At 68.5% G+C, this 25,718-nt stretch carries 24 protein-coding genes; 15 read left to right on the forward strand and 9 right to left on the reverse strand.

The genetic code is table 11. The features are described from left to right. Nucleotides 1-153 precede the first annotated feature (153 nt). On the forward strand, nt 154-1,128 hold the full coding sequence (locus TY25_RS10675; RefSeq protein WP_042255771.1) for a dipeptidase: 975 nt from the start codon (nt 154-156) through the stop codon (nt 1,126-1,128). Between the two features lie 86 nt (nt 1,129-1,214). On the opposite strand, the gene TY25_RS10680 is transcribed toward TY25_RS10675, so the two are convergent. Together TY25_RS10680 and TY25_RS10685 are read right to left on the reverse strand one after the other, a co-directional pair. Continuing rightward, nucleotides 1,215-2,261: an NADP-dependent oxidoreductase gene (locus tag TY25_RS10680; protein ID WP_042255772.1), complete on the reverse strand. Its 1,047-nt coding sequence runs from the start codon at nt 2,259-2,261 to the stop codon at nt 1,215-1,217. A gap of 128 nt (nt 2,262-2,389) precedes the next feature. Then, nucleotides 2,390-3,472: an AraC family transcriptional regulator gene (locus tag TY25_RS10685; protein ID WP_081868799.1), complete on the reverse strand. Its 1,083-nt coding sequence runs from the start codon at nt 3,470-3,472 to the stop codon at nt 2,390-2,392. A gap of 133 nt (nt 3,473-3,605) precedes the next feature. Here TY25_RS10685 and lpdA point away from each other — a divergent pair, with 133 nt between their 5' ends. Then, on the forward strand, nt 3,606-5,009 hold the full coding sequence (lpdA, locus tag TY25_RS10690) for a dihydrolipoyl dehydrogenase (protein WP_014988693.1): 1,404 nt from the start codon (nt 3,606-3,608) through the stop codon (nt 5,007-5,009). 148 nt (nt 5,010-5,157) lie between these two features. Further along, nucleotides 5,158-5,862, forward strand: a complete 705-nt coding sequence (locus TY25_RS10695; RefSeq protein WP_042255773.1) for a polysaccharide deacetylase family protein — start codon at nt 5,158-5,160, stop codon at nt 5,860-5,862. On the opposite strand, the gene TY25_RS10700 is transcribed toward TY25_RS10695, so the two are convergent. Both TY25_RS10700 and TY25_RS10705 read right to left on the reverse strand, forming a co-directional pair. Beyond that, complete coding sequence (locus TY25_RS10700; RefSeq protein ID WP_042255774.1) at nt 5,863-6,279, reverse strand: PPOX class F420-dependent oxidoreductase; 417 nt, start codon at nt 6,277-6,279, stop codon at nt 5,863-5,865. It abuts the gene before it with no gap. Between the two features lie 40 nt (nt 6,280-6,319). Next, nucleotides 6,320-6,727 carry a winged helix-turn-helix transcriptional regulator gene (locus tag TY25_RS10705; protein ID WP_042255775.1) on the reverse strand — a complete coding sequence of 136 codons (408 nt, stop codon included), beginning with the start codon at nt 6,725-6,727 and terminating at the stop codon, nt 6,320-6,322. Between the two features lie 99 nt (nt 6,728-6,826). Here TY25_RS10705 and TY25_RS10710 point away from each other — a divergent pair, with 99 nt between their 5' ends. Then, entirely contained in the window at nt 6,827-7,678 is an 852-nt protein-coding gene (locus TY25_RS10710) for an SDR family oxidoreductase (RefSeq protein ID WP_042255776.1), read from the forward strand. 92 nt (nt 7,679-7,770) lie between these two features. Here the strand turns inward: TY25_RS10710 and TY25_RS10715 are convergent, their stop codons facing one another. Further along, nucleotides 7,771-8,148: a VOC family protein gene (locus TY25_RS10715; protein WP_042255777.1), complete on the reverse strand. Its 378-nt coding sequence runs from the start codon at nt 8,146-8,148 to the stop codon at nt 7,771-7,773. 129 nt (nt 8,149-8,277) lie between these two features. Here TY25_RS10715 and TY25_RS10720 point away from each other — a divergent pair, with 129 nt between their 5' ends. Then, nucleotides 8,278-9,057 carry a TetR/AcrR family transcriptional regulator gene (locus TY25_RS10720; RefSeq protein WP_042255778.1) on the forward strand — a complete coding sequence of 260 codons (780 nt, stop codon included), beginning with the start codon at nt 8,278-8,280 and terminating at the stop codon, nt 9,055-9,057. Between the two features lie 97 nt (nt 9,058-9,154). On the opposite strand, the gene TY25_RS10725 is transcribed toward TY25_RS10720, so the two are convergent. Then, nucleotides 9,155-9,688 carry a carboxymuconolactone decarboxylase family protein gene (locus tag TY25_RS10725; RefSeq protein ID WP_088607281.1) on the reverse strand — a complete coding sequence of 178 codons (534 nt, stop codon included), beginning with the start codon at nt 9,686-9,688 and terminating at the stop codon, nt 9,155-9,157. A 309-nt stretch (nt 9,689-9,997) separates the two neighbouring features. Between TY25_RS10725 and TY25_RS10730 the strand changes: the two genes are divergently transcribed. After that, complete coding sequence (locus TY25_RS10730; RefSeq protein WP_042255780.1) at nt 9,998-10,867, forward strand: NERD domain-containing protein; 870 nt, start codon at nt 9,998-10,000, stop codon at nt 10,865-10,867. A gap of 170 nt (nt 10,868-11,037) precedes the next feature. Then, the gene (locus TY25_RS10735; protein ID WP_042255781.1) at nt 11,038-12,864 is read left to right on the forward strand and encodes an acyl-CoA dehydrogenase; all 1,827 of its coding nucleotides are present in this window, start codon (nt 11,038-11,040) and stop codon (nt 12,862-12,864) included. Between the two features lie 2 nt (nt 12,865-12,866). On the opposite strand, the gene TY25_RS10740 is transcribed toward TY25_RS10735, so the two are convergent. Further along, nucleotides 12,867-13,748, reverse strand: a complete 882-nt coding sequence (locus TY25_RS10740; protein ID WP_226887145.1) for a TetR/AcrR family transcriptional regulator — start codon at nt 13,746-13,748, stop codon at nt 12,867-12,869. 75 nt (nt 13,749-13,823) lie between these two features. Here TY25_RS10740 and TY25_RS10745 point away from each other — a divergent pair, with 75 nt between their 5' ends. Then, entirely contained in the window at nt 13,824-15,068 is a 1,245-nt protein-coding gene (locus tag TY25_RS10745; RefSeq protein WP_042255783.1) for an MFS transporter, read from the forward strand. Nucleotides 15,069-15,124: 56 nt separating this feature from the next. Here the strand turns inward: TY25_RS10745 and ramB are convergent, their stop codons facing one another. After that, a complete protein-coding gene (gene ramB, locus TY25_RS10750) occupies nt 15,125-16,531 on the reverse strand; it encodes an acetate metabolism transcriptional regulator RamB (RefSeq protein WP_029895362.1) in 1,407 nt (468 codons plus the stop codon). A 93-nt stretch (nt 16,532-16,624) separates the two neighbouring features. Between ramB and TY25_RS10755 the strand changes: the two genes are divergently transcribed. From TY25_RS10755 to TY25_RS10780, 6 genes are all read left to right on the forward strand, one after another. Beyond that, the gene (locus tag TY25_RS10755) at nt 16,625-18,136 is read left to right on the forward strand and encodes an ATP-dependent DNA ligase (RefSeq protein ID WP_042255784.1); all 1,512 of its coding nucleotides are present in this window, start codon (nt 16,625-16,627) and stop codon (nt 18,134-18,136) included. Between the two features lie 163 nt (nt 18,137-18,299). Next, nucleotides 18,300-19,535, forward strand: coding sequence for a lipase family protein (locus tag TY25_RS10760; protein WP_042255818.1), 1,236 nt, complete (start codon nt 18,300-18,302; stop codon nt 19,533-19,535). A gap of 113 nt (nt 19,536-19,648) precedes the next feature. Next, a complete protein-coding gene (locus TY25_RS10765) occupies nt 19,649-20,980 on the forward strand; it encodes an inorganic phosphate transporter (RefSeq protein WP_042255785.1) in 1,332 nt (443 codons plus the stop codon). Nucleotides 20,981-20,991: 11 nt separating this feature from the next. Continuing rightward, nucleotides 20,992-21,282 (forward strand): hypothetical protein, encoded by a 291-nt coding sequence (locus TY25_RS10770; protein WP_042255786.1) that lies wholly within the window; start codon nt 20,992-20,994, stop codon nt 21,280-21,282. Between the two features lie 10 nt (nt 21,283-21,292). Further along, nucleotides 21,293-21,628: a DUF3349 domain-containing protein gene (locus tag TY25_RS10775; protein ID WP_014988675.1), complete on the forward strand. Its 336-nt coding sequence runs from the start codon at nt 21,293-21,295 to the stop codon at nt 21,626-21,628. A 13-nt stretch (nt 21,629-21,641) separates the two neighbouring features. Then, complete coding sequence (locus TY25_RS10780) at nt 21,642-21,947, forward strand: DUF3349 domain-containing protein (protein ID WP_042255787.1); 306 nt, start codon at nt 21,642-21,644, stop codon at nt 21,945-21,947. 269 nt (nt 21,948-22,216) lie between these two features. Here TY25_RS10780 and TY25_RS10785 read toward each other — a convergent pair whose 3' ends face one another. Next, nucleotides 22,217-23,245 (reverse strand): AraC family transcriptional regulator, encoded by a 1,029-nt coding sequence (locus tag TY25_RS10785; protein ID WP_042255788.1) that lies wholly within the window; start codon nt 23,243-23,245, stop codon nt 22,217-22,219. A gap of 229 nt (nt 23,246-23,474) precedes the next feature. Here TY25_RS10785 and TY25_RS10790 point away from each other — a divergent pair, with 229 nt between their 5' ends. Continuing rightward, a complete protein-coding gene (locus TY25_RS10790) occupies nt 23,475-25,574 on the forward strand; it encodes a CocE/NonD family hydrolase (protein WP_226887146.1) in 2,100 nt (699 codons plus the stop codon). Nucleotides 25,575-25,718: the final 144 nt, after the last annotated feature.

Consider the following 25,718-nt stretch of genomic DNA (forward strand, 5'->3'; position numbering starts at 1 on the left):
CACGCTGTTACCGCGCGCGGCGCTGACCTGGGTCAAGGCTGGTTGCACCGAATCGATTCACAGCGCCACCGCGGGTTTGCCCGTGACGGTGACCGCCGCGGCACCGGCAGTAGGATCGCAGCTCCGAGGCCGGTCCGATCAGGAGGTTCGCGGTTGCCGCACTTTCTCTGGGAGCAGCACTGCTGTCTGCCGCTGCTGCCGTCGGCGCGGATCGCGGATCTGGCGCGCTATCCGTCCGGCTCGTATCTGTCGGTGAACGTCGGCTATTCGGCGCAGTCGACCGCCGATTCGCTGGCGCTGATCCGGCAGTTCCGCGCGGACGCGCACGCCGACGGCCGATTCCGGTTGGTGCACAAGCACTCCGACATCGGCGACCCCGAAACCATCGCGCTCGCCTTCGATCTGGAGGACTCGGGTCCGCTCGGCGGTGACATGGACAACGTGGCGCGGTTCTACGAGTTGGGTGTGCGTTCGCTGCTGCCCACCTACAACCATGCCAACGCGGCCGGGTGCGGGTGCCTCGACACCGAGGACACCGGGCTCACCGCCTACGGCCGAGAACTGGTGCGCGCGCTCAACGACGTCGGCATGTTCGTCGACGGGTCGCACTGTTCCCGCCGCACCGCACTGGATCTGGCCACGCATTCGCAGGCGCCGGTGATCTACAGCCACTCGAATTTCGCGGCGCTGTGGGAGCATCCGCGCAACATCACCGACGAGCAGGCGAAGGCCTGTGCCGCCACCGGCGGGGTGATCGGACTGAACGGCGTCGGAATCTTTCTGGGACACAACGGGATCGAAGCAACGGGTGCGCGGATCGAGGCGCTGGCCGACCACGTCGAGCACGGTGCCGCACTCGTCGGCATCGAGCACATCGGGATCGGCTCGGACTATTCGTTCGACGCCGCGGATTTCAACGACATGCTCGCCCAGCATCCCGAGGCTTTCTCCGAGTCCTACACGAAATGGGGCCCGCTGCAATGGGTTCCGCCGGAGGACCTGCTCGGCCTGGGTGCGGTACCCGGCCTCGACGCGGTACTCGCCCGGCGCGGTTTCAGCGCCGCCGACCGAGCGGCGGTGTTCGGCGGCAACTTCTCCCGCGTCGCGGCACAGGTCTGGCGGGACTAGTCGCGAGCGCGGGACCAGCCGAAAGCGCAGTCCCGAAACAGCTGTGGCGCGACCATGCCGGTCGCGCCACGTAACCCGTTCGGCAATCAGCCGAGCCGCACCAGCATCTTGCCGGTGTTGGCGCCGGAGAGCACGCCGAGGAAGGCGGCCGGGGCCTGCTCGAGTCCTTCGTAGACGGTTTCGGTGGTGCGCAGGGTGCCGTCGGCCAGCCAGCCCGCGGCCTTGCCGAGGTACTCGCCGAAGATCGGGAAGTAGCTGTTGACCAGCATGCCGCGCAGCGAAACCTCCCGGGTCGCAGCCTTGTACAGGTCCGGACCCGGCGCGTCGGCGGCGCCGTTGTAGCCGCTGATCGCGCCGACCAGTGCGATCCGGCCCTTCGGCCGCATCGCCTCGACCGCGACGCGCAGGTGTTCGCCGCCCACGCTGTCGAGGTAGACGTCGATGCCCTCGGGCGCCGCCGCGGCCAGCTGCCCGGCCAGATCGCCGGCCCGGTAGTCGAGGGCGGCGTCGAAGCCGAATTCGTCGAGCAGCAGCCGGGTCTTGGCCGGGCCGCCCGCGGAGCCGATCACTTTCGCCGCGCCGAGTGCCCGGGCGATCTGGCCCGCGACGCTGCCGACCGCGCCCGCGGCGGCCGAGATGAATACGGTGTCACCGGGATTCACCGGCGCCACGTCGGTGAGCGCGGCGTACGCGGTGAGGCCCGTGGTGCCGAGGGCGCCGAGGTAGTGGTGGTCGGCCGCGAGCGTGGGATCGATCGGGGTGGCCACGGCCGCGTCCAGCACCGCGTACTCCCGCCAGCCCGCGAAGTGGGACACGGTGCTGCCCACCGGAATTCCCGGCGCCGTGGAAGCGACGACCTCGCCGACCGCGGATCCCTCCAACGCCTCACCCAACTGGAACGGCGCGATGTAGGACGGGCGGTCGTCCATCCGGCCCCGCATGTACGGGTCCACGGACATCCAGGTGTTGCGCACCAGGATCTGGCCCTCGGTCAGCGCCGGAATCGGCTTGTCCACCAGCGCGAAATCCGCGGCGGTCGGCGCGCCGGTCGGCCGCGCCGCCAGCTGGATCTCACGCGAGGTCCGCGGCAGGCCGGTCTGGGTGGTCTCGGTTTCGGTGGTCTGAACGCTCATTGCTCTGCCTCTGCTTCGGTGACTGTCGCGGACCTCGTCGATCCGCTACGGCCAACGCTATGAGCTGCGCGTCTTCGGCCCCAGGTCCGCACACGCCACGCAACGGTCCAAATGCGACAGGCTCGGGATCAGCCGATCGCGAGGCGCGACGGGGACGTGCCGCTCCAGCGGTGCACCGCTTTGCGCAGCGCCCGATCGTCGGTGAAGCCGAGCCGGTCGGCGATCGCGGCGGTGGTCAGATTCCCTTCGGCGAGTAGCGCTTTCGCCTGTTCGTAGCGGATCCGGTCGTATTCGGCTCGCCAGCTGGTGCCGTGTTCGGCGAGCTGCCGCTGCAGGGTGCGCGGGCTGACCGCGAGACGGCGGGCGACGGTCGTCAGCGCCGCGTCACCGGCGGCGAGGGCCGCGTCCAGCGCGACGCGGAACGCTTCCAGCGGACCTGGGATGGTGCGCGCGGCGGCCAGGACCAGGTCGGCGTGGCTGCGCAGCAATTCGGCCAGCATCGGGTCGGCGCGGGGCAGCGCGGCGGTGGCATCGGCGGCGGCGAAGGTGACGGTGTCGGCGGGTGCGTCGAACTCGATGCGGCGGGTGCCGAAGGCGTCCACCAGCACGGCGTGGTCGGCCGGTGCGGCGCGGCTGAAGGCGACCCGCTCGGGTACCACGGGCCTGCCGGTGGCTTCGCGAGCGCGCCGCAGGTAGTAGGCGAGCACGTACTCGTTGACGGCCGCCACCACCGCCGGCTCGCCTGCGGTGGTGCGGAAGCCGACGGTGAGCGCGCCGTCGTGGGTGAGGTCGAAGCCTTCGGCGGCCGCGGTCACCAACCGGTGATACGGCTGTGCGGCGAGCAGCGCGTCGGTGAGTGTCGGCCCGTTCGTTACGAGATAGTCCCAGGTGGTGAGCGTGCCGAGCGGCGCGGCGGCGACCACCGCGAGCCCGGCCCCGGGCTCCGGATGAGCCTGGGCGAGCAACTCCCACAGCCGGATCAGCGAGTGCAGCGGTATGCGATTGAGCTCGCCCGACAGTGCTGCGTCGTCGACCCCGTGGATCGCCGCGAGCCGGTCCGCGCCGATGCCGAACCGCAGCGCGGTGTCGCGGACCAGCCGGATCAGATGCGTCGAGGCCGTGCCGTCGATGGGCGAGGGCGGTGATGGATGGTCGCCCGGTGCGGCCGTGTGGTCGGCGGCGATCGCACCTGCCGATCGACCCGCTGCCACGGGTCAACAGTAGCGAGCCCGGACCGCTCGGTCTCGATCCGATCCGCTCCGCGACCGCCGGGGTGTGGCCCACGGCGCATCGTTGTGGGGGACCGGTGGGCCAACTCGCGGCGACGGAGTTAGGCTCGGTGGCGTGACTTCCCATTACGACGTTGTCGTTCTCGGTGCCGGTCCTGGCGGTTACGTCGCCGCCATCCGCGCGGCACAGTTAGGCCTCCGTACCGCGATCGTCGAGCAAAAGTACTGGGGCGGTGTGTGCCTGAACGTCGGCTGCATCCCTTCCAAGGCGCTGCTGCGTAACGCCGAACTCGCGCACATCTTCACCAAGGAAGCCAAGACCTTCGGGATCTCGGGCGAGGTGGACTTCGACTTCGGTGTGGCGTTCGATCGCAGCCGCAAGGTGGCGGACGGCCGGGTCAAGGGCGTCCACTTCCTGATGAAGAAGAACAAGATCGACGAGTTCGACGGCAAGGGCACCTTCACCGACGCGAACACCCTGTCGGTCGAGCTGTCGAAGGGCGGAACCGAGACCGTCACGTTCGACAACGTGATCATCGCGACCGGCACCGTCACCAAGCTGCTGCCCGGCACCCAGCTCAGCGCCAACGTGGTCACCTACGAGGAGCAGATCCTCACCCGCGACCTGCCCGGCTCGATCCTGATCGTCGGCGCGGGCGCCATCGGCATGGAGTTCGCCTACGTCCTCAAGAACTACGGCGTGGACGTGCGCATCGTCGAGTTCCTCGACCGCGCGCTGCCGAACGAGGACGCCGACGTCTCCAAGGAGATCACCAAGCAGTACAAGAAGCTCGGCATCACCATCACCACCGGTGCGGCCGTGCAGTCCATCGATGACGACGGCTCGAAGGTCACCGTTTCGATCAAGGACAACAAGTCCGGCAACGTGGAGACGGTCACCGTCGACAAGGTGCTGCAGGCCGTCGGCTTCGCGCCCCGGGTCGAGGGCTACGGCCTCGAGGCGGCGGGCGTGCAGCTCACCGACCGCGGCGCCATCGCGATCGACGACTACATGCGCACCAATGTGGATCACATCTACGCCATCGGCGATGTCACCGCCAAGCTGCAGCTGGCCCACGTCGCGGAGGCGCAGGGCGTGGTCGCGGCCGAGACCATCGCGGGCGCGGACACCGTCACCCTGGGCGATTACCGGATGATGCCGCGCGCCACCTTCTGTCAGCCGCAGGTCGCCAGCTTCGGCCTGACCGAACAGCAGGCCCGCGACGAGGGCTACGACGTGAAGGTCGCGACCTTCCCGTTCACCGCCAACGGCAAGGCGCACGGCCTCGCCGATCCGACCGGCTTCGTCAAGCTCGTCGCCGACAGCAAGTACGGCGAACTGCTCGGCGGCCACCTGATCGGCCCGGACGTCTCGGAGCTGCTGCCCGAGCTGACCCTGGCGCAGAAGTGGGATCTCACGGTCAACGAGCTGACCCGCAACGTGCACACGCACCCGACGCTCAGCGAAGCCCTGCAGGAGGCCTTCCACGGTCTCGCCGGGCACATGATCAACTTCTGAGCCGAGCCCCTGAAGCGGTGGCGTCCTACGGGACGCCACCGCTTTCGCATGCTGCCGTCCCGCGCGCGAATCGATGGCAAGGACCGTGCGCGGCAAGAAAAATCGTGTGCCGCGCACTGGTGGACCTCCGCCGGTTTGCTAGACAGCAATGATGCGGAAGTGGCTCATCGGTGGTGCGCTCGTCCTCGTCGTGCTGTTGGTGCTGGCGGTCGGCGGGTACTACCTGATGAACTCGCGCAGTTTCCAGTTGGCCGGGCGGTTGGTGAACCGGGTGGACACGGCCGACAAGGTGGTCGCGCTGACCCTGGACGACGGCCCGACCGAACGCACCCCCGAGGTGCTGAAAACCCTTGCGGACGCCCAGATTCCGGCCACGTTCTATCTGGTGGGCGGTGATCTCGCGGCCCGCCCCGACTACGGCAGGGCGATCGCCGCGGCCGGCCACGAGATCGGCAACCACAGCTACCAGCACCGCCGCATGGTCTTCACCTCCGCCGATACGGTCCGCGACGAGATCGAGCGCACCGACGCCGAGATCGCGAAAACCGGCTACCGGGGCGAGATCACGTTCCGCCCGCCGTACGGCAAGAAGCTCTGGTCGCTGCCGAAGTACCTGTCCGATCACGACCGCACCACGGTGACCTGGGATGTGGAACCGGCCACGGGGGAAGCCGACACCAGCGACGGGATCGCCGCGCAGACGGTGCGCGAGGTGCGTCCCGGCTCGATCATCATCCTGCACGTCATGCATCGCTGGGCGGGCCCGGCGCTGGCCGCCATACCGCGCATCGTCAGCGAACTCCGGGCCGCGGGTTATCGATTCGTCACGGTCGCGGAGCTGCTGCGGCACTGATCAGAGCATGCCGTACGCGTGCGTCGGGGTGAGCAGGGCGAGCGCGCGGCGATCCGCGACCATGGCCCGGCGATAGTCGTCCCAGTCGGGGTGTTCGCCGTTGGCGGCCCGGTAGTAGTCGACCAGGGCTTCCACCGTCTCGTCGTGCGGGTCGGCGGCCACGGGCGTCACCGAGGCGATGGCCTCGACGACGGCATAAGCGAAGAAGTCCGCGCGGGTCACGTGGATGGCGGCCCACGGCTCGCGGACCAGGTTGTGGTACTTCGCGCGGTCGGCGGTGAGGGAGATCCGGATGCGGCCGTCCGCGCCGATCACGTGCAGCACATTGGACAGCTGCGGCCGGCCGTTGCGGCGAATCGTGGTCAGCACCGACCTGGGGTGGCTGCGGGCGAAGTCGACTGCTTGGGCGAGTTCCATACCGGTAGCAACCGGCGGTGATCCAGGTCTCTTCCCCGGCTCACTGCCGGTGGTAGGCCGCCTGCGCCTCGTGCACCCGCGGCATGTTCTGCTCGACCACCAGGATCAGGGCCTCGAGCCGGTCCGCGACGTCGGCGCCGAGTTCGGTGAGCGTGTATTCCACTCGCGGCGGGATGGTTTCGTGCACCTCGCGATGGACCATGCCGTCGCGCTCGAGCGCCTGCAGGGTCTGCGACAGCATGCGCTCGCTGACGCCGTCGACGCGGCGGCGCAGCGCGCTGAACCGGTACGGCCCGTCGCGCAGCGCGACCAGCGCGAGGATGCCCCAGCGACTCGCCACATTCTGCAGAACCAGCCGTGACGTGCAGTTCTTCGCGAAAACGTCGGCTTCGAGGGTCGGATCATCCAGTTCTGGCGACGCGGTGTCGCCGGAAAATCCTGTGCTCATGAACTCAATAGTACCCAACGCGCGGATAGTGGTGTATGAATGTGTAGTACTTACTATTAGTTAGCACTAACAATCCGTACAGACCTCTGGAGGTAAGTCATGACCGTTGCCGTCACCGCTGCCAGCGGACAGCTGGGCCGTCTCGTCGTCGAGTCCCTGCTCCGCGCGGGCGTCGCGCCGATCGTCGCGATCGTGCGCGATCCGGGCCGGGTGGCCGATCTGGCCGAACAGGGCGTGCAGGTGCGCGCGGCGAGCTACGACGATGCCGAGGCGCTCGACCGTGCGCTGGCGGGTGTCGATCGGGTGCTGCTCGTCTCCGGTAACGAGTTCGGCGCCCGAGTCGCCCAGCACACCAATGTCATTCGCGCCGCAGAGCGGGCGGGTGTGCGACTGCTCGCCTACACCAGCATTCCGCTGGGCGCCGACAGCCCGCTCATCCTGGCGCAGGAGCATATCGGCACCGAGGCGGTGCTCGCCGAATCGACTGTCCCGCATGCGATTCTGCGCAACAGCTGGTACTGGGAGAACTACCTGGGCGGCCTCGCGCACACCGTCGAATCGGGCGTGCTGCACGGCGCGGCGGGCACGGGCCGGGTATCGGGTGCGGCCCGTGCCGACTATGCCGAGGCGGCCGCGAAAGTGCTCACCACCGAGGGACACGAGGGGCAGGTCTACGAGCTCGGCGGCGACGAGCACCTCACCTATGTCGAACTGGCCCAGGTGATTTCGCAGGCGGCGGGCAAGCCGGTCCGCTACGAGAATCTCACCGAAGCGCAGTACCGCACCACCCTGGTGCAGGCAGGCATACCCGAGGAGCACGCGCAGGTGCTCGCCGACGCGGATTCCGGCCTCGCCGCGGGTGCGCTCGATGTCACCAGCGGTCATCTGCAGAAGTTGCTCGGGCGGTCCTCGACCCCCGCGCTCGAGGTCTTCCGCGCCGCGCTCGCTTGATCCGAGCGGCCGATTCGCTACTGCCGTAGCGACATTCGGCCTCGAACGGTGAGCTCTCCAACGTCAGAGAGCTCACCGTTCGCGCTAAGTGCTCACACCCACTGCACGAGTTGCAGGATGATGCCGTTCGGGTCGTGCATCTGAAAGTAGCGCTCGCCCCATTCCTCGGTCTCGATCGGCGTCGCGATCGGCACGCCCTCGCCCTGTAGCCGGGCGTACTCGGCGTCGATGTCGTCCACCTCGAACACGACGAGCAGTCCCTCGCCCGCGCTGCCCGCGATGCTCGCCGGCTTGAAGGATTTCAGGCCGGTGCGCAGGTAGATGACGTTCAGGCCGGCGTCGGGACGCTCGAGGGAGACGAAGCCGTCGGCGGACATCTTCTCGGTGAATCCGAGGTGCTCGATGAGGAATTCCGCCGAAGTGCTCGGGTCGGCGACGTTGAGGGAGATGGCGGAAGCGGTGATGTTCAAGGGGTCCTCCTCGGGCTCGCGATTAACTCTATACTAAGTACGTTGTACTTTGTAGAAGAATTCCCACCGGGTTGCACTATGACCCGCGTCACGCCGATACGATCGGACCGACCAGGGCGAGGAGGCAGGGTGACAGACGGCGCGACACGAGGCCGCGGCAAGCAGGACCGCAGCAGCGGGGGCGATCCCGTGCGCACCCTGGAGTTGCTGTGGCGGGTGCCCGGAACTCCGGTGCGCGGTCCGAAGCAGCGCAGCAGCGTCGATGCCGTGGTCGACGCGGCCATCACGATCGCCGACACCGCGGGTATCGAGGCGCTCACCATGCGCGCGGTCGCGACCGAACTCGGCATGACGCCGATGGCGACCTACACCTACGTACCCGGCAAGGCCGAACTACTCGACCTCATGGTGGACAAGGTCTACGGCGCGATGGCCCGGCCGGACCTGACCGAAATGCCTTGGCGCGCAAGGGTCACCGCGATCGCGGAGGAGAACCGCGCATTGCTCACCCGGCATCCGTGGCTGGCCTACCTGCCCACCACCCGCCCGCCGCTGGGCCCCGGCCAAGCCGCCAAATACGACCACGAACTGCGCGCCTTCGAGGGACTCGGCCTCGACGACGTCACGATGGACGCCGCGCTGACCTTCGTTCTCGGCTTCGTGAACTCCGTAGCGCGCATCGCGATCGACACCGCCCGCGCCGCCGCCGACAGCGACATGTCCGACCCGCAGTGGTGGGAGCGCGTCGCCCCGGTCCTCGCGCAACTCGTCGACCCGGCCCGCTACCCGGTAGGTTCCCGCGTCGGCACCACCGCAGGCCAAACCCACAATTCCGCCTACAGCGCCGACCACGCCTACGATTTCGGCCTGGCCCGCATCCTCGACAGCCTCGCGGTCCTCATTCCCTGAGCGGGCAACGCCTTGCGCCGCAGCGCGCCGGCACATCATCGTGGCGGCGTCGCGCGATTTCGCATGCCACGTCCCTGGGTGTCGGCTCGACCGAGGTTCAGACGCCGTCGCGTTGGATGCGCAAGGCGGTGATGGTGGCGGCCAGGCCCTCGTATTGGTTTACCAGGAGGACGATTTCGATGAGGCTGCGTTCGTCGTAGTGGGTGGCGAGGGCGGACCAGTGGGCGTCGTCGAGGTCTCGGGTCTGCACCAGTTGGTCGACGGCGGCGATCAGGGCGCGGTGCTTGCCGGTCCAGCCGGGGGCGTCGGGTCCGGTGCGCAGCCGGTCCAGGATCTCCGGCGTCACGCCCGCTTTTTTACCGAGGCGGATGTGGTGGTCCATTTCGTAGTCGCACCCACGTAGGTGTGCGACCCGGATGATCACCAGCTCCGACTCGTGCCGGGGCAACCTGCCGCCCGGCATGAGCTTGCCCGAATAGTGCAGCCAGCCGCGGAACAGCCCCTTGGTGCGGCCGAGCGTGCTGAACAGGTGCGCGTCCTCGGTGCCCGCGGCGCGGGACAGGGCCCGCCAGACCACCCAGTTGACCGGCCCGAGTTCTCGCAGCCGTCCGGGCGAAATACGTGGTCGCAGCGCTGAAACCATGGTCGGTCGGCACCTCCGCCGGATCGGTGAGCGGCCGCGCGGTGCCCGGCCGATTCGTCAGCCTACCGGCGAGTTCGCCGCGGATCGAGGTCTGCGCTCCCCGGGCCGGCCGGGTTCGGTGCCGAATTGCCTGCGCACCCTGGGGATTACCCGGTTACGATCGGATTCGTGGGCAGCTGGGCAGCGTGTGGGGGACAGCCGCAGCGCGCCGTGCCTTCGACCGCGGGCCGTCGGCGCAGCGTATGCGACGGCACGCGGCGGTAGCCCGGAAGACGCGGAGAGGCGGACGAGCTCGACATGCTGGTGAGGGTCAGGCCCGGGGCGCAGCTCTCCGGTGCCGAACAAGAGTTCGTCGAATGCCTGCGGTCCTATCCGTCGCCCGCCCTCGCGATGGTCGATCTGCAGGTGGCCGAGCGGCAGATCGACGCGGTGGTCTGGACGCCCCGCGGGCTCACCGTGCTGGAGGTCAGAGGCTTCCAACGCAGGCAGAGCGGCATTCTCAACATCTCCGCCGACGGTCCGTGGAAGATCAGCGACGCCGACGCCGACCTGGACGAACAGCCCGGCCGCCCGTCCGACCGACTGGAAAACGGCATGGTCGCGGTGAAGCACACGCTGGAGCGGGCGCTGCTCGACGCGGGACACGTCTGCGGTGCCGTGGTGCTGGTGCCGTTCCGCGGTGCGGTCGTCCGGCCGTCGCGCACCAATCTGCGCCCCGGCCTCGACGTGGTGGTCGGCAATGTCTCCGACGCCACCGAACTGCGCATCTATCTCGAAGGTTTCTCCGCCGGACCGCGGCGCTGGACCGCCGACCGGGTGATCGGCGATTGCAACGCGCTCGGCCTCGGCGACCTCACTCCGTCGCGTGCGGAACTGATCGACGCGGGTTTCGAACAGGTGGCCCAGGAATCGCCGAGCGTCATTCCGCGTCCGCCCAAGCCGCGGGTCGAGCCGACTCCGGGCGTCGCGACCAAGCGACAGTCCTACGCGGGCTGGGGCGTTGTCGCCTTGGCGCTCGCCGGGATGGTCGTCGTGCTCGGCGTGATCGCGAACTCGCTGGTGCACGACTCGTCGCACCCACAGACCGAGACCAGCACCACGAGCCCGACCCCGTCCCCGCCGCCATATCACCCGACCTCGTGCTACCCGTTCCAGACGGATTGCTGACCTGGACAGCATTGCGCGATCGCGCCGGAAGCGGCCGGTGGCTGCGGTGGTGGTTACCGTCTGGTGAACCCTTGGGCGGCTGCACCGTGCTTACGGTTGCGTAGCGTCGCCGCGGTACGGCACGCTGCGTTTGTACAACGTCAGAACGGCCGAACCGTGGGAGGACCGTCGTGGGTCACTACAAGGCGAACGTGCGAGACATCGAGTTCAACCTGTTCGAGGTGCTCGGGCTGGACAAACTCCTCGACACCGGTGCTTACGGTGATCTGGACTCCGAGACCGTGCGCGAAATCCTGGCCGAGGTGAAGCGGCTGGCCGAGGGGCCGATCGCGGAATCCTTCGCGGCCGCTGATCGCGATCCGGTGGTCTTCGACCCGGCCACCCACTCCATCTCGGTGCCGGACGCGCTGCGCAAGACCATCACGGCGGTGCACGAGGCCGACTGGAGCAGGCTCGGGCTGCCCGAGGGCATGGGCGGCACGCCCGCGCCCGCCGCGGTGGTCTGGGCGGTGCAGGAGATGATCAACTGCGCCAACCCGTCGGCGAGCTTCTTCAACATGGGCCCGGTGATGGCCTCGGTGCTCTACAACGTCGGCACCGAACAGCAGCAGCACTGGGCCACCGCCGGCTACGAGCGCGGGTGGCAGGGCACCATGGTGCTCACCGAGCCGGACGCCGGCTCCGATGTCGGCGCGGGCCGCACCAAGGCGATCGAGCAGCCCGACGGCACCTGGCACATCGAGGGCGTCAAGCGGTTCATCTCCGGCGGCGACGTCGGCGACACCGCCGAGAACGTCTTCCACCTGGTCCTCGCCCGTCCGGAAGGGGCGGGTCCGGGCACCAAGGGCCTGTCGCTGTTCTACGTGCCGAAGTTCCTGTTCGATCCCGAAACGCTCGAGCTCGGCGCCCGCAACGGCGTGTACGCGACCAATGTCGAGCACAAGATGGGCCTGAAGTCCTCGCCCACCTGCGAGCTCACCTTCGGCGGCGACGTGCCCGCGGTCGGCTGGCTGGTCGGCGACGTGCACAACGGCATCGCGCAGATGTTCCAGGTGATCGAGAACGCGCGCATGATGGTCGGCATCAAGTCCTCCGGCACGCTGTCCACCGGTTACCTGAACGCGCTCGACTACGCCAAGCAGCGCGTCCAGGGCGCCGATCTCACCCAGATGACGGACAAGGCCGCGCCCCGCGTGACCATCACCCACCACCCGGACGTGCGGCGCTCGCTGGCGCTGCAGAAGGCCTACGCCGAGGGCCTGCGCGCGGTCTACCTGTACACGGCCGCGCATCAGAATGCCGATGTGGCCCAGCTGGTTTCGGGTGCGGACGCCGAGTTGGCGCACCGGGTCGACGATCTGCTGCTGCCGATCGTCAAGGGAGTCGGTTCCGAGCGGGCGTATCAGTATCTGACCGAATCGCTGCAGACCTTCGGCGGTTCGGGTTATCTGCAGGACTACCCGATCGAGCAGTACATCCGGGACGCGAAGATCGACTCGCTGTACGAGGGCACCACCGCCATCCAGGCGCAGGACTTCTTCTTCCGCAAGATCATTCGGGACAAGGGTGTGGCGATCGGCCACGTCACCGGTCAGATCGCGGCCTTCCTCGACACCAAGAGCGGGCGCTTCGACACCGAACGTGAGCTGCTGCGTACGGCTTTGGCCGACGTGCAGGCGATGGCGGCCTCGCTCACCGGCTATCTGATGGCGGGACAGCAGGATCCGGCCGAGCTGTACAAGGTCGGCCTCGGCTCGGTGCGCTTCCTGCTCTCGGTCGGCGATCTGCTCATCGGCTGGCGGCTGCTGGTGCAGGCCGAGATCGCGGCGGCCGCGCTGGCCGCCGAGGCGTCGGCGAAGGATCGGCCGTTCTATACCGGAAAGGTCGGTGCGGCAAGCTTCTTCGCCAAGAACGTGCTCCCGCAACTCACGGCGAACAAGGCGATCATCGCCGCGATTGACAACGACATCATGAAGCTGGACGAAGCGGCCTTCTAGGCTCAGTCGGCGAGTAACTTCAGCACGACGGGTCGCGACAGCGTGCCCGATACCCGGCGGGCGAGTTGGTTGGCGCTCGCACCCGTCGCGTGTGCGTCGCGGAGTGCGGCGGCCAGCTCGTCGCGCGCGGCCTCCGCGGCGGCTTGTGCGGCGCGCAGGCGTTGCGCGGCGCGGTCGACCGCGGCGTCGGGATCGAGGGTGGTCTCGGGGTCGAGGTCGGTGGTGCCGCCGCGCGCTCCAGTGGTCAACCCGTTGACCGGCTCCGCTTCCGGCTGGACGGCGGGCTCGCGCCGCTGATAGGCGCGCGGGAAGTTCTGCATCGCCGCGCGGGCGAACTCCTGCATGAACTCGCGGGTCGCGTCCCGGTCCTCGGCCGCGTCGCCGAGCAGCAGCCGGGTGGTCTGCGGCACCGCGAGACTCCAGTTGGACATGCCGCAGAGCGCGAGCAGCAGGTGTCCGGCGAAGCGCGCGTCGACGCCGAATTGGTCGATGGCCCTGTCGAATTTCTGCTCGTAGTGCTGGGCCCGCCACCCGTCGATGTCGTGCGCGTCCACCCCGCGGTGCAGTCCCTCCCAGAGCAGCAGGCGCAGCAGTTGCGGGTTGTTGTTGTGGTAGTCGAACAGCTTCGCGACGTAGCGGCCGGGATCGGTCTCGGTCAACGGCTGGACCACGTCCATGAATTCCCGCATGGTGTCGATCAGGATGACGTCGAACAGCTTGTCCTTGCTGCCGAACAGCCCGTAGATGCGTTCCTTGTTCACCCCGGCCGCCTCGGCGATGCGGTCGACCCGCGCCCCGGCCAGGCCGTATGCGGCGAATTCGTCGCGGGCGGCGCGCAGCAACGCCTGCTTCGTGGCGTCGCTGCGCTTCATCGTTGCCGTCATGGGTCCGACTTTACCAGCCCATTAAACCAACTATTTGGTTGACATTGTGGCGACCGCGGTCTTAATGTCGTCCGCATGGCAACGCAGACACTTCTCGCGGCCGGCGCCCCGGCCACCGCGCCCACCCGTAGCGCCCCATCGCGCGCTCACACGGCGCGCACCCTGCCTGTTTTCGTGCTGTCCGCCTTGCTCGCGACCGGACAGATGTATGTCCCGATTCCCCTGTTCACCGCCATGAAAGCGGACTGGAACGTCGGCTCGGGCGTGATGACCTGGATCATCAGCGCGTTCGCCTTCGGCTACGCGGGCGGGTTCGTGCTGTTCGGCCCGCTCTCGGATCGCTACGGCCACCGCAAGGTGCTGATGACCGGCATGCTCGTGGCCGCAGTGGTCACGCTGTTGACCGGCTTGGCGTTCAGTGCGCCGGTGGCGGTCGCGCTGCGCGTCGTCCAGGGCCTGGTCGTCGGCTCGATACCGCCTGCGATCATGGCCTATGTCGCCACCCGCATCACGCCCGCACACCGCGCGGTGGTGACCATGTCCATCGCCACCTCGTTCCTGGCGGCGACCGTGATCGCGCAGATCGTCTCGCAGGCGGTGGTCGCCTCCTTCCCGTGGCGCTCGGTATTCATCGCCTCCGCAATCGTTTTCGCGGTGCTCGCGGTCGCGCTGCGCAAGGTGATGCTCGAGGATGCCCCCACCGGGCGCGACCTGCCGCTGCGGCACAGCTATGCCGCGATCCCCGCGGTGTTCCGGCTGCTGCCCCTGGTCCCGATGCTGGTCGCGGGGGCGATGAGCATGGCGGTGATGGTCGGTATCTACACCGGTCTCGAACTCACCGGCGTGGTCGAGAGTTCCGGTGAACTGCTCACGCTGCGGGCGGGCGCACTGCCGGTGATGCTGTTGCTGCCGTTGCTCGCGGTGCCGCTGGCGCGCCTGTCCAAGCACAGCCAGATCGTGCTCGGTGTGCTGGTCGCCGCCGCCGCGATGGTCGCGGCCACCTTCGAGGGCAGCCACCTCGCTGTGCTGACCGTGCTGCTCGCCGTGATGGTCGGCGGTCTCGGCGTGATCGCGCCGGCCGTCCTGCAGAGCGCGGGCGAACTGGGCGGTGAATCCCGTGCCGCCGCAATGTCGGTCGCCATGTTCAGCTTCTATGTCGGCGCCACCGTGGGGCCGCTGGTGGCCGCGGCCGCCGCGCCGCACGGGTTCGCGGCCCTGGCCTGGACGCTGGCCGCCCTGCTGGTCGCGGCGCTGGGCATGACGGTGATCGGTCTGGTCCTGCAGCGCCGCGTGCAGGCAAAGGCGGCGGTCCTCGCCTGAGCATCGAAAACACAAGGCCGGCATCGCGATCCAGCGGTGCCGGCCTCGTCGTGCGCCTACTTGAGCACGTAGGGCGAGACCGAGCTGCGGTGCTCGCTGATGTCGAGGACCTTGCCCAGCGGCGGGAACGCGCGCTGCGGGCAGTTGGTGCGATCGCAGACGCGACAGCCCGCGCCGATGGGGGTGGGCTGGACCTCGTCGAGATCGATGCCGTCGGCGTAGATCACCCGGCCCGCGTGGCGCAGTTCGCAGCCGAGACCGATGGCGAAGGTCTTGCTCGGCTGGCCGTAGCGGGTGGCGCGGCGCTCCACCGTGCGGGCCACCCACAGGTACTTGCGGCCGTCGGGCATCTGCGCGATCTGGGTCATGATCTTGCCGGGATAGGCGAAGGTCTCGTAGACGTTCCAGAGCGGACAGGTGCCACCGCTGGCGGAGAAGTGGAAACCGGTGGCGGACTGGCGTTTCGACATGTTGCCCGCCCGATCGACCCGGACGAAGGAGAACGGCACCCCGCGCAGTTTCGGGCGCTGCAGCGTCGAGAGCCGGTGGCAGATGGTTTCGTAGCTCTGAGTGAAGAACGCCGACAGCCGCTCGATGTCGTACCGGAAATCCTCCGCGACCTCGTGAAAATGCGTGTACGGCAATACGGTTGCCGCGGCGAAATAGTTCGCCAGCCCGAGCATCGCCAGCTTCTTGGTGTCCTCGGAGGCGAAATTGCCTTCCTCGACCAGCTTTTCGAGCAGCTCGCCGCATTCGAAATAGGCGAGCTCGGCGGCCAGTTTGAAGGTGCGCTGCCCGCCGGACAGGTGCGGGGCGATCTCGAGCCGCTGCGTCTGCTCGTCGTAGCGGTGCAGCACGCCCTCGCCGAGGTCGATCCGCTCGACGATCCGCACGTCGTGCGCGCGCAGGATCCGGGCCACCTCGCTGTGCACGTCGCCGCCGTGGAAGCGGATGCGCGCGGTGAGTTCCTCTGCGGCGGTATCCAATTCGTGGATGTAGTTCTGCCGCTGATAGAAATAGTCGCGCACCTCCTCGTGCGGCTTGCTGATCGTCGCGCTGCCCGAGCCGTCGGCGAACCGGTCCTCGGTCGCAGCGGCCAGCTGGGCGGAGGTGTTGCGGTAGCGGTTGTGCATGTTGACCAGGGCGCGCGCCATGCTGGGATGCGCGGACACCATGTCGGCGATCTCCTGGGTGTCGGCCTCGATGCCCAGCTCCTGGTCCATCACGACCTCCTGGAGTTCGGCGATGAGCCGGGTGTCGTCCTGGGAGGAGAAGAAGGTCGCGTCGACGCCGAACACCTCGCTGATCCGCAGCAGCACCGGCACGGTGAGCGGACGCACGTCGTGCTCGATCTGGTTGAGGTAGCTGGCCGAGATCTCCAGCTTCTGGGCAAGCGAGACCTGGCTCAGTCCCCGTTCGGTGCGCAGCTGGCGTAGCCGCGCCCCGACGTAAGTCTTGGCCATTCGTCCAGTTTATGGTCGATTTCGCAACCCTGCCAATGGGGAATTAACAGCAGAGCTGAGCGATTTGTCACAGCGAGGCGCTACCGTCGTCGGGTGTTGTTCTCGCATGTCGTCCAGGCTTCGGAGACGGTTCGCGCAACCAGGTCACGGAAAACGAAGATCGCCGCCTTCGCCGAATTGCTGACCACCGCCGGACCGGACGAACTCGCGCCCGTCGTCGCGTGGGTCTCCGGCGAGTTACGCCAGGGACGCATCGGCACCGGCTGGCGCACCCTGGCCGGGCTGGACACGCCCCCGGCTCCCGTTGCGACGCTGACGGTTTCGGCCGTGGACGCGGCGCTGAGCGAGGTGGCCGCGACCTCGGGCACCGGTTCCACCGCGCGCCGCAAAGAGCTGCTGGTGGCGTTGTGGACCGCGGCGACGTCGGATGAACAGGCCTTTCTGCTGCGGCTGCTGACCGGTGAACTCCGTCAGGGTGCGCTCACCGCGATCGTCAGCGAGGCTGTCGCGGTGGCCGCGGCCGTGCCGGTGGAGCTGGTGCGGCGGGCCTACATGCTGTCGGGCCGGTTGCCGGTCACCGCACTCGCCGCATTGACCGGCGGGGTGGCGGCGCTCAGCGAATTCCGCCTGGAGGTGGGCCGCCCGATCCAGCCGATGCTGGCCTCGCCGGGGGCCTCGCTCGACGAGGCCCTGGCCGAATTCGACGGCAAGGTGAGCGCCGAGATCAAGATGGACGGCGCGCGGATCCAGGTGCATCGCACTGGTTCGCAGGTGTGGGTGTTCACCAGGACGCTGCGTGACATCACGGCCGGGGTGCCGGAATTGGTGGACCTGGTCCGCGGACTCGACTGCGCCAGCGTCGTGCTGGACGGCGAGACGCTGGCGCTCGACGATGCCGGTCGGCCCCGTCCGTTCCAGGAGACGATGAGCCGCTTCGCCGAGGTGAGTTCGACCCGGGAACTGCTGCTGCATCCGTATTTCTTCGACTGCCTGCATCTGGACGGTCAGGACCTGCTCGACGCGCCGCTGTCCGAGCGGCGGGCCGCACTCACGAAAGTGGCCGGCGAACACAGCATTCCCGCGCTGCTCGAGCCGGACGCGGAGGCGGCCGCCGAGTACTTCGACGGCGCGCTTGCCGCGGGCCACGAGGGCGTGATGATCAAATCGCTGGCCGCGCCGTACGCGGCGGGCCGGCGGGGTCGCGCCTGGCAGAAGATCAAGCCGACGCACACCCTGGATCTGCTCGTGCTCGGCGCCGAATGGGGCTACGGCCGCCGCACCGGGTATCTGTCGAACCTGCACCTCGGCGCCCGCGATCCGCACACCGGCGAACCGGTGATGGTCGGCAAGACCTTCAAGGGGCTCACCGACGCGCTCTTGCAGTGGCAGACAGCGGAATTCCCGCGGCACGAACGTACCCGCGACGAGCACACCGTCTACCTGTATCCGGAACTCGTGGTGGAGATCGCCCTGGACGGAGTCCAGGTCAGTCCGCGCTATCCCGGTGGGGTGGCGCTGCGCTTCGCCCGGGTCGTCCGTTATCGGCCCGACAAAGAGGCCCGCGACGCCGACACCATCGACACCGTGCGCGCGCTGCTGCCCTGAACGGCGGTGCGGCTTCGGCGATTCGGCGCACAGCCGCGCCGGCGCGATGCGAAGATGGCGCTGCCACTGCAAATAAGGGCTCCTCAGGGGCGTGGGGTGCGAGCCAGAATGCAGTGGGTTCGGCGGGATGCTGCTTCGGGATCGGGGATGACGGTTGGGTTCGATGGTGTGGCGGCTGCGCGCGCTGGCGCTGGCCGCGGTCGTGGCGGTGAGCGCGGTGCTCGGCACCCTCGCGCACGCGAATCCGATCGATGATCTGCTCTTTCCCTCCAAGAACATCGCCGATGTCATGCCGACGCCGCTGGGTGATCCGTTCTACGTGCCGCCGGCCGGCTTCGAATCCCGCGCTCCGGGCACGGTTCTCGCGTCCCGTCCGGGCGGCACCGGGGTCACGGGTGTCGCGCTGACCTCCACCGAGCTGCTGATCCGTTCGAACGACGCGAAGGATCAGCCGGTGCCCGTGGTCGCCACCCTGCTGATGCCGACGACACCGTGGCCGGGTCCGGGTCCGCGGCCACTGGTCACGCTGAACCCGGCGATCGATTCGCTCGGGCACCAGTGCGCGCCGTCGTACGAGCTGCGAATGGTGTCGAGCAAGTTGTGGATGGCGCAGATACCGCTGTCCAAGGGTTTCGCGGTGCTGGTTCCCGATCATCAGGGGCCGCGGCAGGCGTACGCGGCGGGTCTGATGGCCGGGCACGCGGTGCTCGACGCGATCCGCGCCGCGGTGCGCACCCCCGAACTCGGCCTGGAACCCGCCGCGCCGACCGCGATCACCGGCTACTCCGGCGGCGCCATCGCCTCCGCCTGGGCCGCGCAGCTGGCGCCGCGCTATGCGCCGGAGCTGAATCTCGTCGGCGTCGCGTTCGGCGGGGTGCCCGCCGATTACGAGATGTTGATCCACACCATGAACGGGCGCGACGCGGCCTCCGGGGTCTTCCTGGCCGCGACGCTGGGTCTGGCGCGCGAGTACCCGGAGATACTCGACCTGATGAACGACAACGGGTGGCGCCTGGCACGGGTGGGCCGGGACTTCTGCATGGCCGCCGAGGAGTTCGTGGGCCTGGTCGCGCCGATTCCGGTGCAGGCGCTCACCGACGTGCCCGCGCCCACCGAGGTCCCGTTCATCCGCGAGATCCTGGCGCAGAACCGGCTCGGCGCCCTGCCGCCGACCATTCCGGTGTTCATGTATCACGGCGGGAACGAATGGTGGGTGCCGCTGGCCGGTGCCGAGAACCTGTATCGGGACTGGTGCCGCGGCGGCACACAGGTGGATTTCCAGGTATATCTCGGTGAACATTTCATCGTCAGCACCAGCGGCATTCCTGGTGCATATGCCTGGATCGAGGACCGCGTCGCGGGCAAGCCGATGGCGCCGGGGTGTACCCGATTCGGCTGATGGACGGGGGAATCCGGGCCGATAGAGGACAGGAACCAACTTAACGCACGGCCGACGCGCGGTTAACCGCAACCACCTGGCAATCCTATTGACCCGTACCGCACACTAGAGGCGTGACCGTCGAATTACTGGTTCTTCTGATCGTCATCGTCACAGCACTCGCATTCGATTTCACCAACGGGTTCCACGACACCGCGAATGCCATGGCGACCTCGATCGCCACCGGCGCATTGCGGCCACGCGTCGCGGTCGCCCTGTCGGCGGTGCTCAACCTGGTCGGGGCCTTCCTGTCCGTGGCGGTCGCCGCCACCGTGGCCAAGGGGATCGTCCGGCTCGATGCGGTGCAAGGCCACGACCTGCTCATCATCGTCTTCGCCGGCCTGGTCGGCGGCATCCTCTGGAACTTGATCACCTGGCTGTTCGGCCTGCCGTCGAGTTCCTCGCACGCCTTGTTCGGCGGCCTGATCGGCGCCACCCTGGCCGCCCTCGGCTGGAGCGGAGTGATCTGGGCGGCCGGCTCGGACGGCGTGCTGACCAAGATCATCTTGCCCGCCGTGCTCGCCCCGATCGTGGCGGCACTGGTCTCGGCCCTGGGTACCTGGCTGGTCTACCGGATCACCAGGGGGTCCGACCCCGGCAAGGTGGAATCGGGCTTCCGCTGGGGCCAGATCGGCTCCGCCTCGCTGGTCTCGCTGGCGCACGGCACCAACGACGCGCAGAAGACGATGGGCGTGATCTTCCTCGCGCTGGTGGCGCACGGCACGCTCACCAAGAACGACGAGATGCCGCTGTGGGTGATGGCCGCGTGTGCGGTCGCCATCGCGCTGGGCACCTACCTCGGTGGCTGGCGGATCATCCGGACACTCGGCAAGGGCCTGGTGGAGATCGAATCCCCGCAGGGTTTGGCGGCCGAAACGGCCTCGGCGGCGATCATTCTCAGTTCGGCCCACTTCGGGCTGCCGCTGTCGACCACGCAGACCGCGACCGGCTCGATCCTGGGTACCGGCCTCGGCAAGGGCGCCGAGGTGCGCTGGGGCGTGATGGGCCGGATGGTGGTCGCCTGGCTGCTCACGCTGCCGCTCGCCGGGGTCGCGGGCGCGCTGTGCTGGGCCGTCGCGCATTTCATCGGCGGGCTGCCGGGCGTGCTGGTGGTGTTCGCGATCCTGCTCGGGCTGTCGACCCTGATCTACCTGCGGTCGCGCCGGGATCCGGTGGACACCACCAACGTCAACGAATGGCCGGGCGACACGCCGGGCGTGGCAGGCGATCTCGGGGGTGTTGCGAAGCCGGACGAACCGGCCGCCGCCGCGCCGCAAGCATCGGGAACACCGGAAACACCGCAGGCGCCGGAGGCGACAGAGCGGGCGGCGGGCGCGCCGCAGCCGCCCGCCCGGAGCGGGCAGCCGGCCGAGCCCGGTACGCCGAACCGGTCGGCTCAGGTCTAGGAGGACGCGACATGCATACGCTCATCACGAATCTGAACTCGCTGTGGAAGGTCATGCTGGCCGGGCTGGTGCTCGGCGCGGGGCTGCCCCTGGTGTTCGCGGTCGGGGTACGGTTCTGGTCGGCGGCCGAGACCGTGACCGTGACCGCCGATGGTCGTGTGACCCAACGCAATTACCCCGCGCTCGCGGTTGCGTTAGTGTGTTTCGGGCTGATCATCGCGGCGATCGTCACCGGGATCCTCTATACGGCAAAGGCTTTCATCGCCGCCAGGTTCGGTATTCACCTGTTCGGACAGTCCTGAAGGGCGGAACGTGACCGATCAAGCCAAACCCGCGGAACTCCGGCCGAATCTGCTCGGCCGGGTGATCGGCTGGCTGCGTGCCGGCTACCCGCAGGGGATTCCGCATTCCGACTACGTCGCGCTGTTCGCCGTATTGCACCGGCATCTCACCGATTTCGAGGTGGTCGCGATCGCCGAGGAGCTGGCCGCCTCGAACCCGGACAGCGAGATCACGCGCGCGGAGATCGAGGACGCCATCGCCCGTGTGGCCAAGGAGCAGCCGGCCGACGTCGACGTGGCGCGCGTCGCCTCGCATCTCGCGGCCGGTGGCTGGCCGCTCGCCGACCCGCCCTCCGACTCGGATTGAGCGAGCAGCGTTCATGCCACCCTTCCTGAACGCCATCATCGACTGGCTGCGGGCCGGATATCCGGACGGTGTCCCGGAATCCGACTACATCCCGCTGCTCGCCCTGCTGCGCCGTCGCCTCTCTGAGGACGAGGTGCGCCAGATCGCCGCTGAACTGGCCGGGTCCGGGGATCTGCCCGCGGACAAGACCGATATCCAGGTGCTGATCACCAAGGTCACCAACGAGATGCCCTCGGAGGCCGACGTCGCGCGGGTGCAGACGCGGCTCGAAGCCCACGCCTGGCCGCAGGACGGCTCCGCGTCGGTCGACGATCTCTGATTTGCGCTGCGATACACCGTCTTTCGTGCGGACAGGGTGTGCGCTCCGGCGCGTGGGAAGCGTGCTCTGTCCCGGGCGAGCCGCCGCGGCCGTGCGTGCCACACAGCCGATTCCCAGCTGTACCGGGGCGGCCCTCGAGCTGCACCGGTCACGCTGAACAGGTCGGAATCCGCGCCTTCCGGCACGTGCCTGGTGGGCCTACTGCCCTGGCCCACCAGCCCCACCGGCCGGCGGTGCTCGCCCCTCGCCCGCGCCGCCGGCCGGCCGCGTCATCGGCCGGGGCGCACGCCTTCGCGGGCCGCGGTCCGGAGGCGCTGCGGCGTGGTGCCGTACCAGCGACGCACGACGCGGGTCAGCGCGGATTGCTCGCGCAGCCCGACGAGCGCGGTGATGCGGCCCATGGGCAGGTCGGTTTCGCACAGCAGCCGGTAGGTCGCGTCGCGCCGGGCGGTGTCGAGCACCGCGGTGAAGGTCGTTCCCTCCGCCGCCAATGCGCGCTGCAGGCTGCGTTCACCGATGGTCAGCATGTCCGCGACAGTGGCGATATCGGCGGTGGATTCGACCAGGGCGCGATCGACGGCCAGGCGGACCCGGGCGGTCATGGTCTGGTCGAGTTCGGAGTAGTTGCGGGCGAGGTAGTCCATCGCGAGCTTGTGCAGCATCGGGTCGCGGTCGACCAAGGGGCGCACGAGCAGTTCCCCCGGAAAGCGAAACAGCGTTGTCGGCATGTCGAATCGCACCTCCGCGCCGAAGAACTCGAGATAGCGCGAAATCGGTGCGCGCTGGGTGTGCGGCAGGTGGACCGCCCGCAGTCCGTATTCGCCGCCCACGCCGTGCCGCAGATACCGGTGCACCAGCCCGGCTCCGTGATCGATACCTTGACTGAACGAGGTCACCTCGGCCATGTCGCGGTAGTGCAGGGCGAGCATGCCGCGCTGTTGTTCCGGGTCCGGGCACAGCTGGATCGCGAGCCCGGCGTGCTGGACGAACAGGTACCGCTGCAGGCAGCTGAGGGCCGCGCCGACGGTGTCCGCATTGAGCATCGCGACTGCGAGGGGGCCGAGCACATCGAGGCTCTGCCGGGCAGCCAGGCGTAAACCGAAGTCGGGACACGCCAATTCGGTGGCCGCGATCTCCAGTGCCCAACCCATGGACTCACTGGTCAGGATCGCGTCGTCGGAGTCGAGGGCTTCCGGGGCGATGCCGAACCGGCGGAGCAGCGCGGCGCCGTCGCCACCGAGTTCGTCGGCCAGTTGCCGATAGCCGCGTAAACCGGCCGCCCGCGCCATGATCGCCATCCGCTTCCCTCCACCGTGCGACCGCAAATCGTCCCGGCCGGTTCGCAGGGTAGCGAGCGAACAGGGCCACCAACAAGATGCCTGCGCGTTGTCTGAGTTGCTTACCTGGCTCTCAACAGGGGAAACGTGGTCGTTCTAGCTAGCGGGCCGGTGTGGCTGTCGCCCTCGGGTAAAACGATGTCGCCTAGGGACGAGTCGTAGTTACCGGCCGGTAGCAACAATCTGGCCCATGGAACGAATGAGAGACGGGACACATCGCAAGCGGTTCGTGATGCACGGCATGGTGCTGGCGGCAGTGGCCCTGGCGGGCGCACCCTTCCTGACACCTACCGCCTTCGGTGAGCCGGTCGGGGGCTTCACCGGAATCGACGGTGGCGCCCATGCCGCGCAATGGACTTCGGCGGTGGACGGACCGCAGCCCTACAACGGAATCACTCCCGATCTCGCGGTGCCGATCACCATGAGCGACGGCAAGGTGCTCAAGGCCGACATCATTCACCCGGCCCGGGACGGCCGCCTCGCCGACGGCCGCCGGCCGGTGATCCTGCAGATGCAGGGCTACGGCAAGCTGCCGATCCTGATCGGGCAGGCGGTGCTCGCCGCCTCGGACGGGTTGGGCATCAAGAAGCCGCTGGAGGATTGGATCGCCTCGATCAATCTGCCCGGCGTCGGCATCGACGGCCTGTTCGATATGACCCGTCAGCTCGACGGCGGTGCGCTGGAGGCCGCCGCGCAGGATTGGGCGCTGACCGAGGCCGGATACACCCTGGTACAGGTCGACATGCGCGGCACCGGCACCTCCGAGGGCACCTGGCAGGTGTTCGGCGACCGGGAGAAGCAGGATTCGGCGGAGGTGATCGACTGGATCACCCGGCAGCCCTGGAGCGACGGCAATGTGGGCACCATGGGCGTCTCGTTCACCGGGATCTCCGCGATCGAGGCCACCGACCGGCGTCCGCCGGGGCTGAAGGCGGTGTTCGCCTACGAACCCAGCGCCGACATCTTCACCGATATCGCCGGACCGGGCGGCGCGGTGGGCGTCGGCTTCCTGGTGCCGTGGCTGGTGGGTGTCAACGCGCTCAAGATGATTCCCGACGTCACCGCACTCGCCGTCGGAAAGTTCGATCCCGCACAGCAATTGCAGTGGTTGAAAGACCGCATCGCCGACCCGCTGACCCTGGTCGACATGGTGGCCAACGGCTACACGGCGTTGACGCCGGACCAGCTCACCCCGCGGACCCGGGAGTTGGTGGACCCGAATTCCCCGTTCCGGCAGGGGTTGAAGGCCAAGGTCGACAACATCCGGGTGCCGACGTTCATGGTGGGTGCGTGGTTCGACATCTTCGGCACCACACCGACGGACACGTTCAACAAGATCCCGCTGCCCACGGAGCAGAAGAAGCTGATCATGGGCGACGGCTACCACCTCGGTTCCGGTGTCGGCGGATTCGGGCATCCCGGCATGCCGCCGCGACTGGATGTGTTGCAGCGCGCCTGGTTCGACCACTGGCTGCGCGGCATCGACAACGGCATCGAGGAATACGCGCCGATCGTGGTCAAGCAGCAGGGTGCGGGCTGGACGGACCTGTCGGAGTTCCCGCGCACCGAGGCGACCTATCGGCGCGTGTACCTCAACGACCTGCCCTCGGGTACCGCCCCGGCCTCGGTCTACGACGGCAGTCTCGCGGAAAGCCCGCGGCAGGGGGCGATTCGCGACCTGACGGTGGCGCCGGGCCTGCTGAGCCTGTGCGGCCGGGACACCGCCCGGATCACCGCGGGAGCCACCGCGATCCTGGACGTCTGCGGTAACGACTCGCGCGTATGGGAGCACGACGGTCTGAGTTTCACCAGCAGCCCGGTCGCCGACGCGACCACCATTTCGGGTCCGATCAGCGTGCACCTCAACGTGACCCACGAGGCGGCCGACGGCTACTGGGTGACGACGATCAACGATGTGGCGCCCGACGGCACGTCCCGGGAGATCGCCACCGGGCAGCTGGTCTCCTCGCTGCGCCAGATCGACGAGGCCGCCAGCAAGAAGTCCGCGAACGGCGACTACACCGCGCCGCAGTACTTCCTGGATCTGGACCGGCGGCAGCAGACCGTGCCAGGGGAACCGGTCGCGCTGGATGTCGCCGTGACGCCGATCGACGCGGTGTTGCAGCCCGGGCACCGGTTGCGGGTGGACGTGTACGCCAGCAACTTCCCGAAGGGGCTGCCGCCCGCCCCCTTCCTGTTCGATTCCGGCCTCCGTCCGCAGCATCTGCGCCTCGACCCGGAGGCTCCGAGCTGGGTCAATATCGCGCTGACTGCCTCGATCCCGGACTAGGGCGGGTCGTATGAGTTCCTAACGGAATCTCAGGTGCGTCAGGGGAAGCGCTCAGGTGGGCAGGGCAGTGTCGATGGTGTTGGTGGATCGGCTGCCCCGATGCACCCCTCCCCGAGCGGTCGGCGGCGGTAATCCTGCTGCCGC

Source organism: Nocardia brasiliensis NBRC 14402 (genome assembly GCF_000308475.2).
Lineage (GTDB): Bacteria > Actinomycetota > Actinomycetes > Mycobacteriales > Mycobacteriaceae > Nocardia > Nocardia brasiliensis.

Excerpts from the sequence above, each read along its gene's own strand:
- TY25_RS10680 (WP_042255772.1), bottom strand. The coding sequence starts at position 2,261 with ATGAGCGTTCAGACCACCGAAACCGAGACCACCCAGACCGGCCTGCCG.
- TY25_RS10695 (WP_042255773.1), top strand. The coding sequence starts at position 5,158 with ATGATGCGGAAGTGGCTCATCGGTGGTGCGCTCGTCCTCGTCGTGCTG.
- TY25_RS10700 (WP_042255774.1), bottom strand. The coding sequence starts at position 6,279 with ATGGAACTCGCCCAAGCAGTCGACTTCGCCCGCAGCCACCCCAGGTCG.
- TY25_RS10705 (WP_042255775.1), bottom strand. The coding sequence starts at position 6,727 with ATGAGCACAGGATTTTCCGGCGACACCGCGTCGCCAGAACTGGATGAT.
- TY25_RS10710 (WP_042255776.1), top strand. The coding sequence starts at position 6,827 with ATGACCGTTGCCGTCACCGCTGCCAGCGGACAGCTGGGCCGTCTCGTC.
- TY25_RS10730 (WP_042255780.1), top strand. The coding sequence starts at position 9,998 with ATGCTGGTGAGGGTCAGGCCCGGGGCGCAGCTCTCCGGTGCCGAACAA.
- TY25_RS10740 (WP_226887145.1), bottom strand. The coding sequence starts at position 13,748 with ATGACGGCAACGATGAAGCGCAGCGACGCCACGAAGCAGGCGTTGCTG.
- TY25_RS10745 (WP_042255783.1), top strand. The coding sequence starts at position 13,824 with ATGGCAACGCAGACACTTCTCGCGGCCGGCGCCCCGGCCACCGCGCCC.
- ramB (WP_029895362.1), bottom strand. The coding sequence starts at position 16,531 with ATGGCCAAGACTTACGTCGGGGCGCGGCTACGCCAGCTGCGCACCGAA.
- TY25_RS10760 (WP_042255818.1), top strand. The coding sequence starts at position 18,300 with ATGGTGTGGCGGCTGCGCGCGCTGGCGCTGGCCGCGGTCGTGGCGGTG.
- TY25_RS10770 (WP_042255786.1), top strand. The coding sequence starts at position 20,992 with ATGCATACGCTCATCACGAATCTGAACTCGCTGTGGAAGGTCATGCTG.
- TY25_RS10780 (WP_042255787.1), top strand. The coding sequence starts at position 21,642 with ATGCCACCCTTCCTGAACGCCATCATCGACTGGCTGCGGGCCGGATAT.
- TY25_RS10785 (WP_042255788.1), bottom strand. The coding sequence starts at position 23,245 with ATGGCGATCATGGCGCGGGCGGCCGGTTTACGCGGCTATCGGCAACTG.
- TY25_RS10790 (WP_226887146.1), top strand. The coding sequence starts at position 23,475 with ATGGAACGAATGAGAGACGGGACACATCGCAAGCGGTTCGTGATGCAC.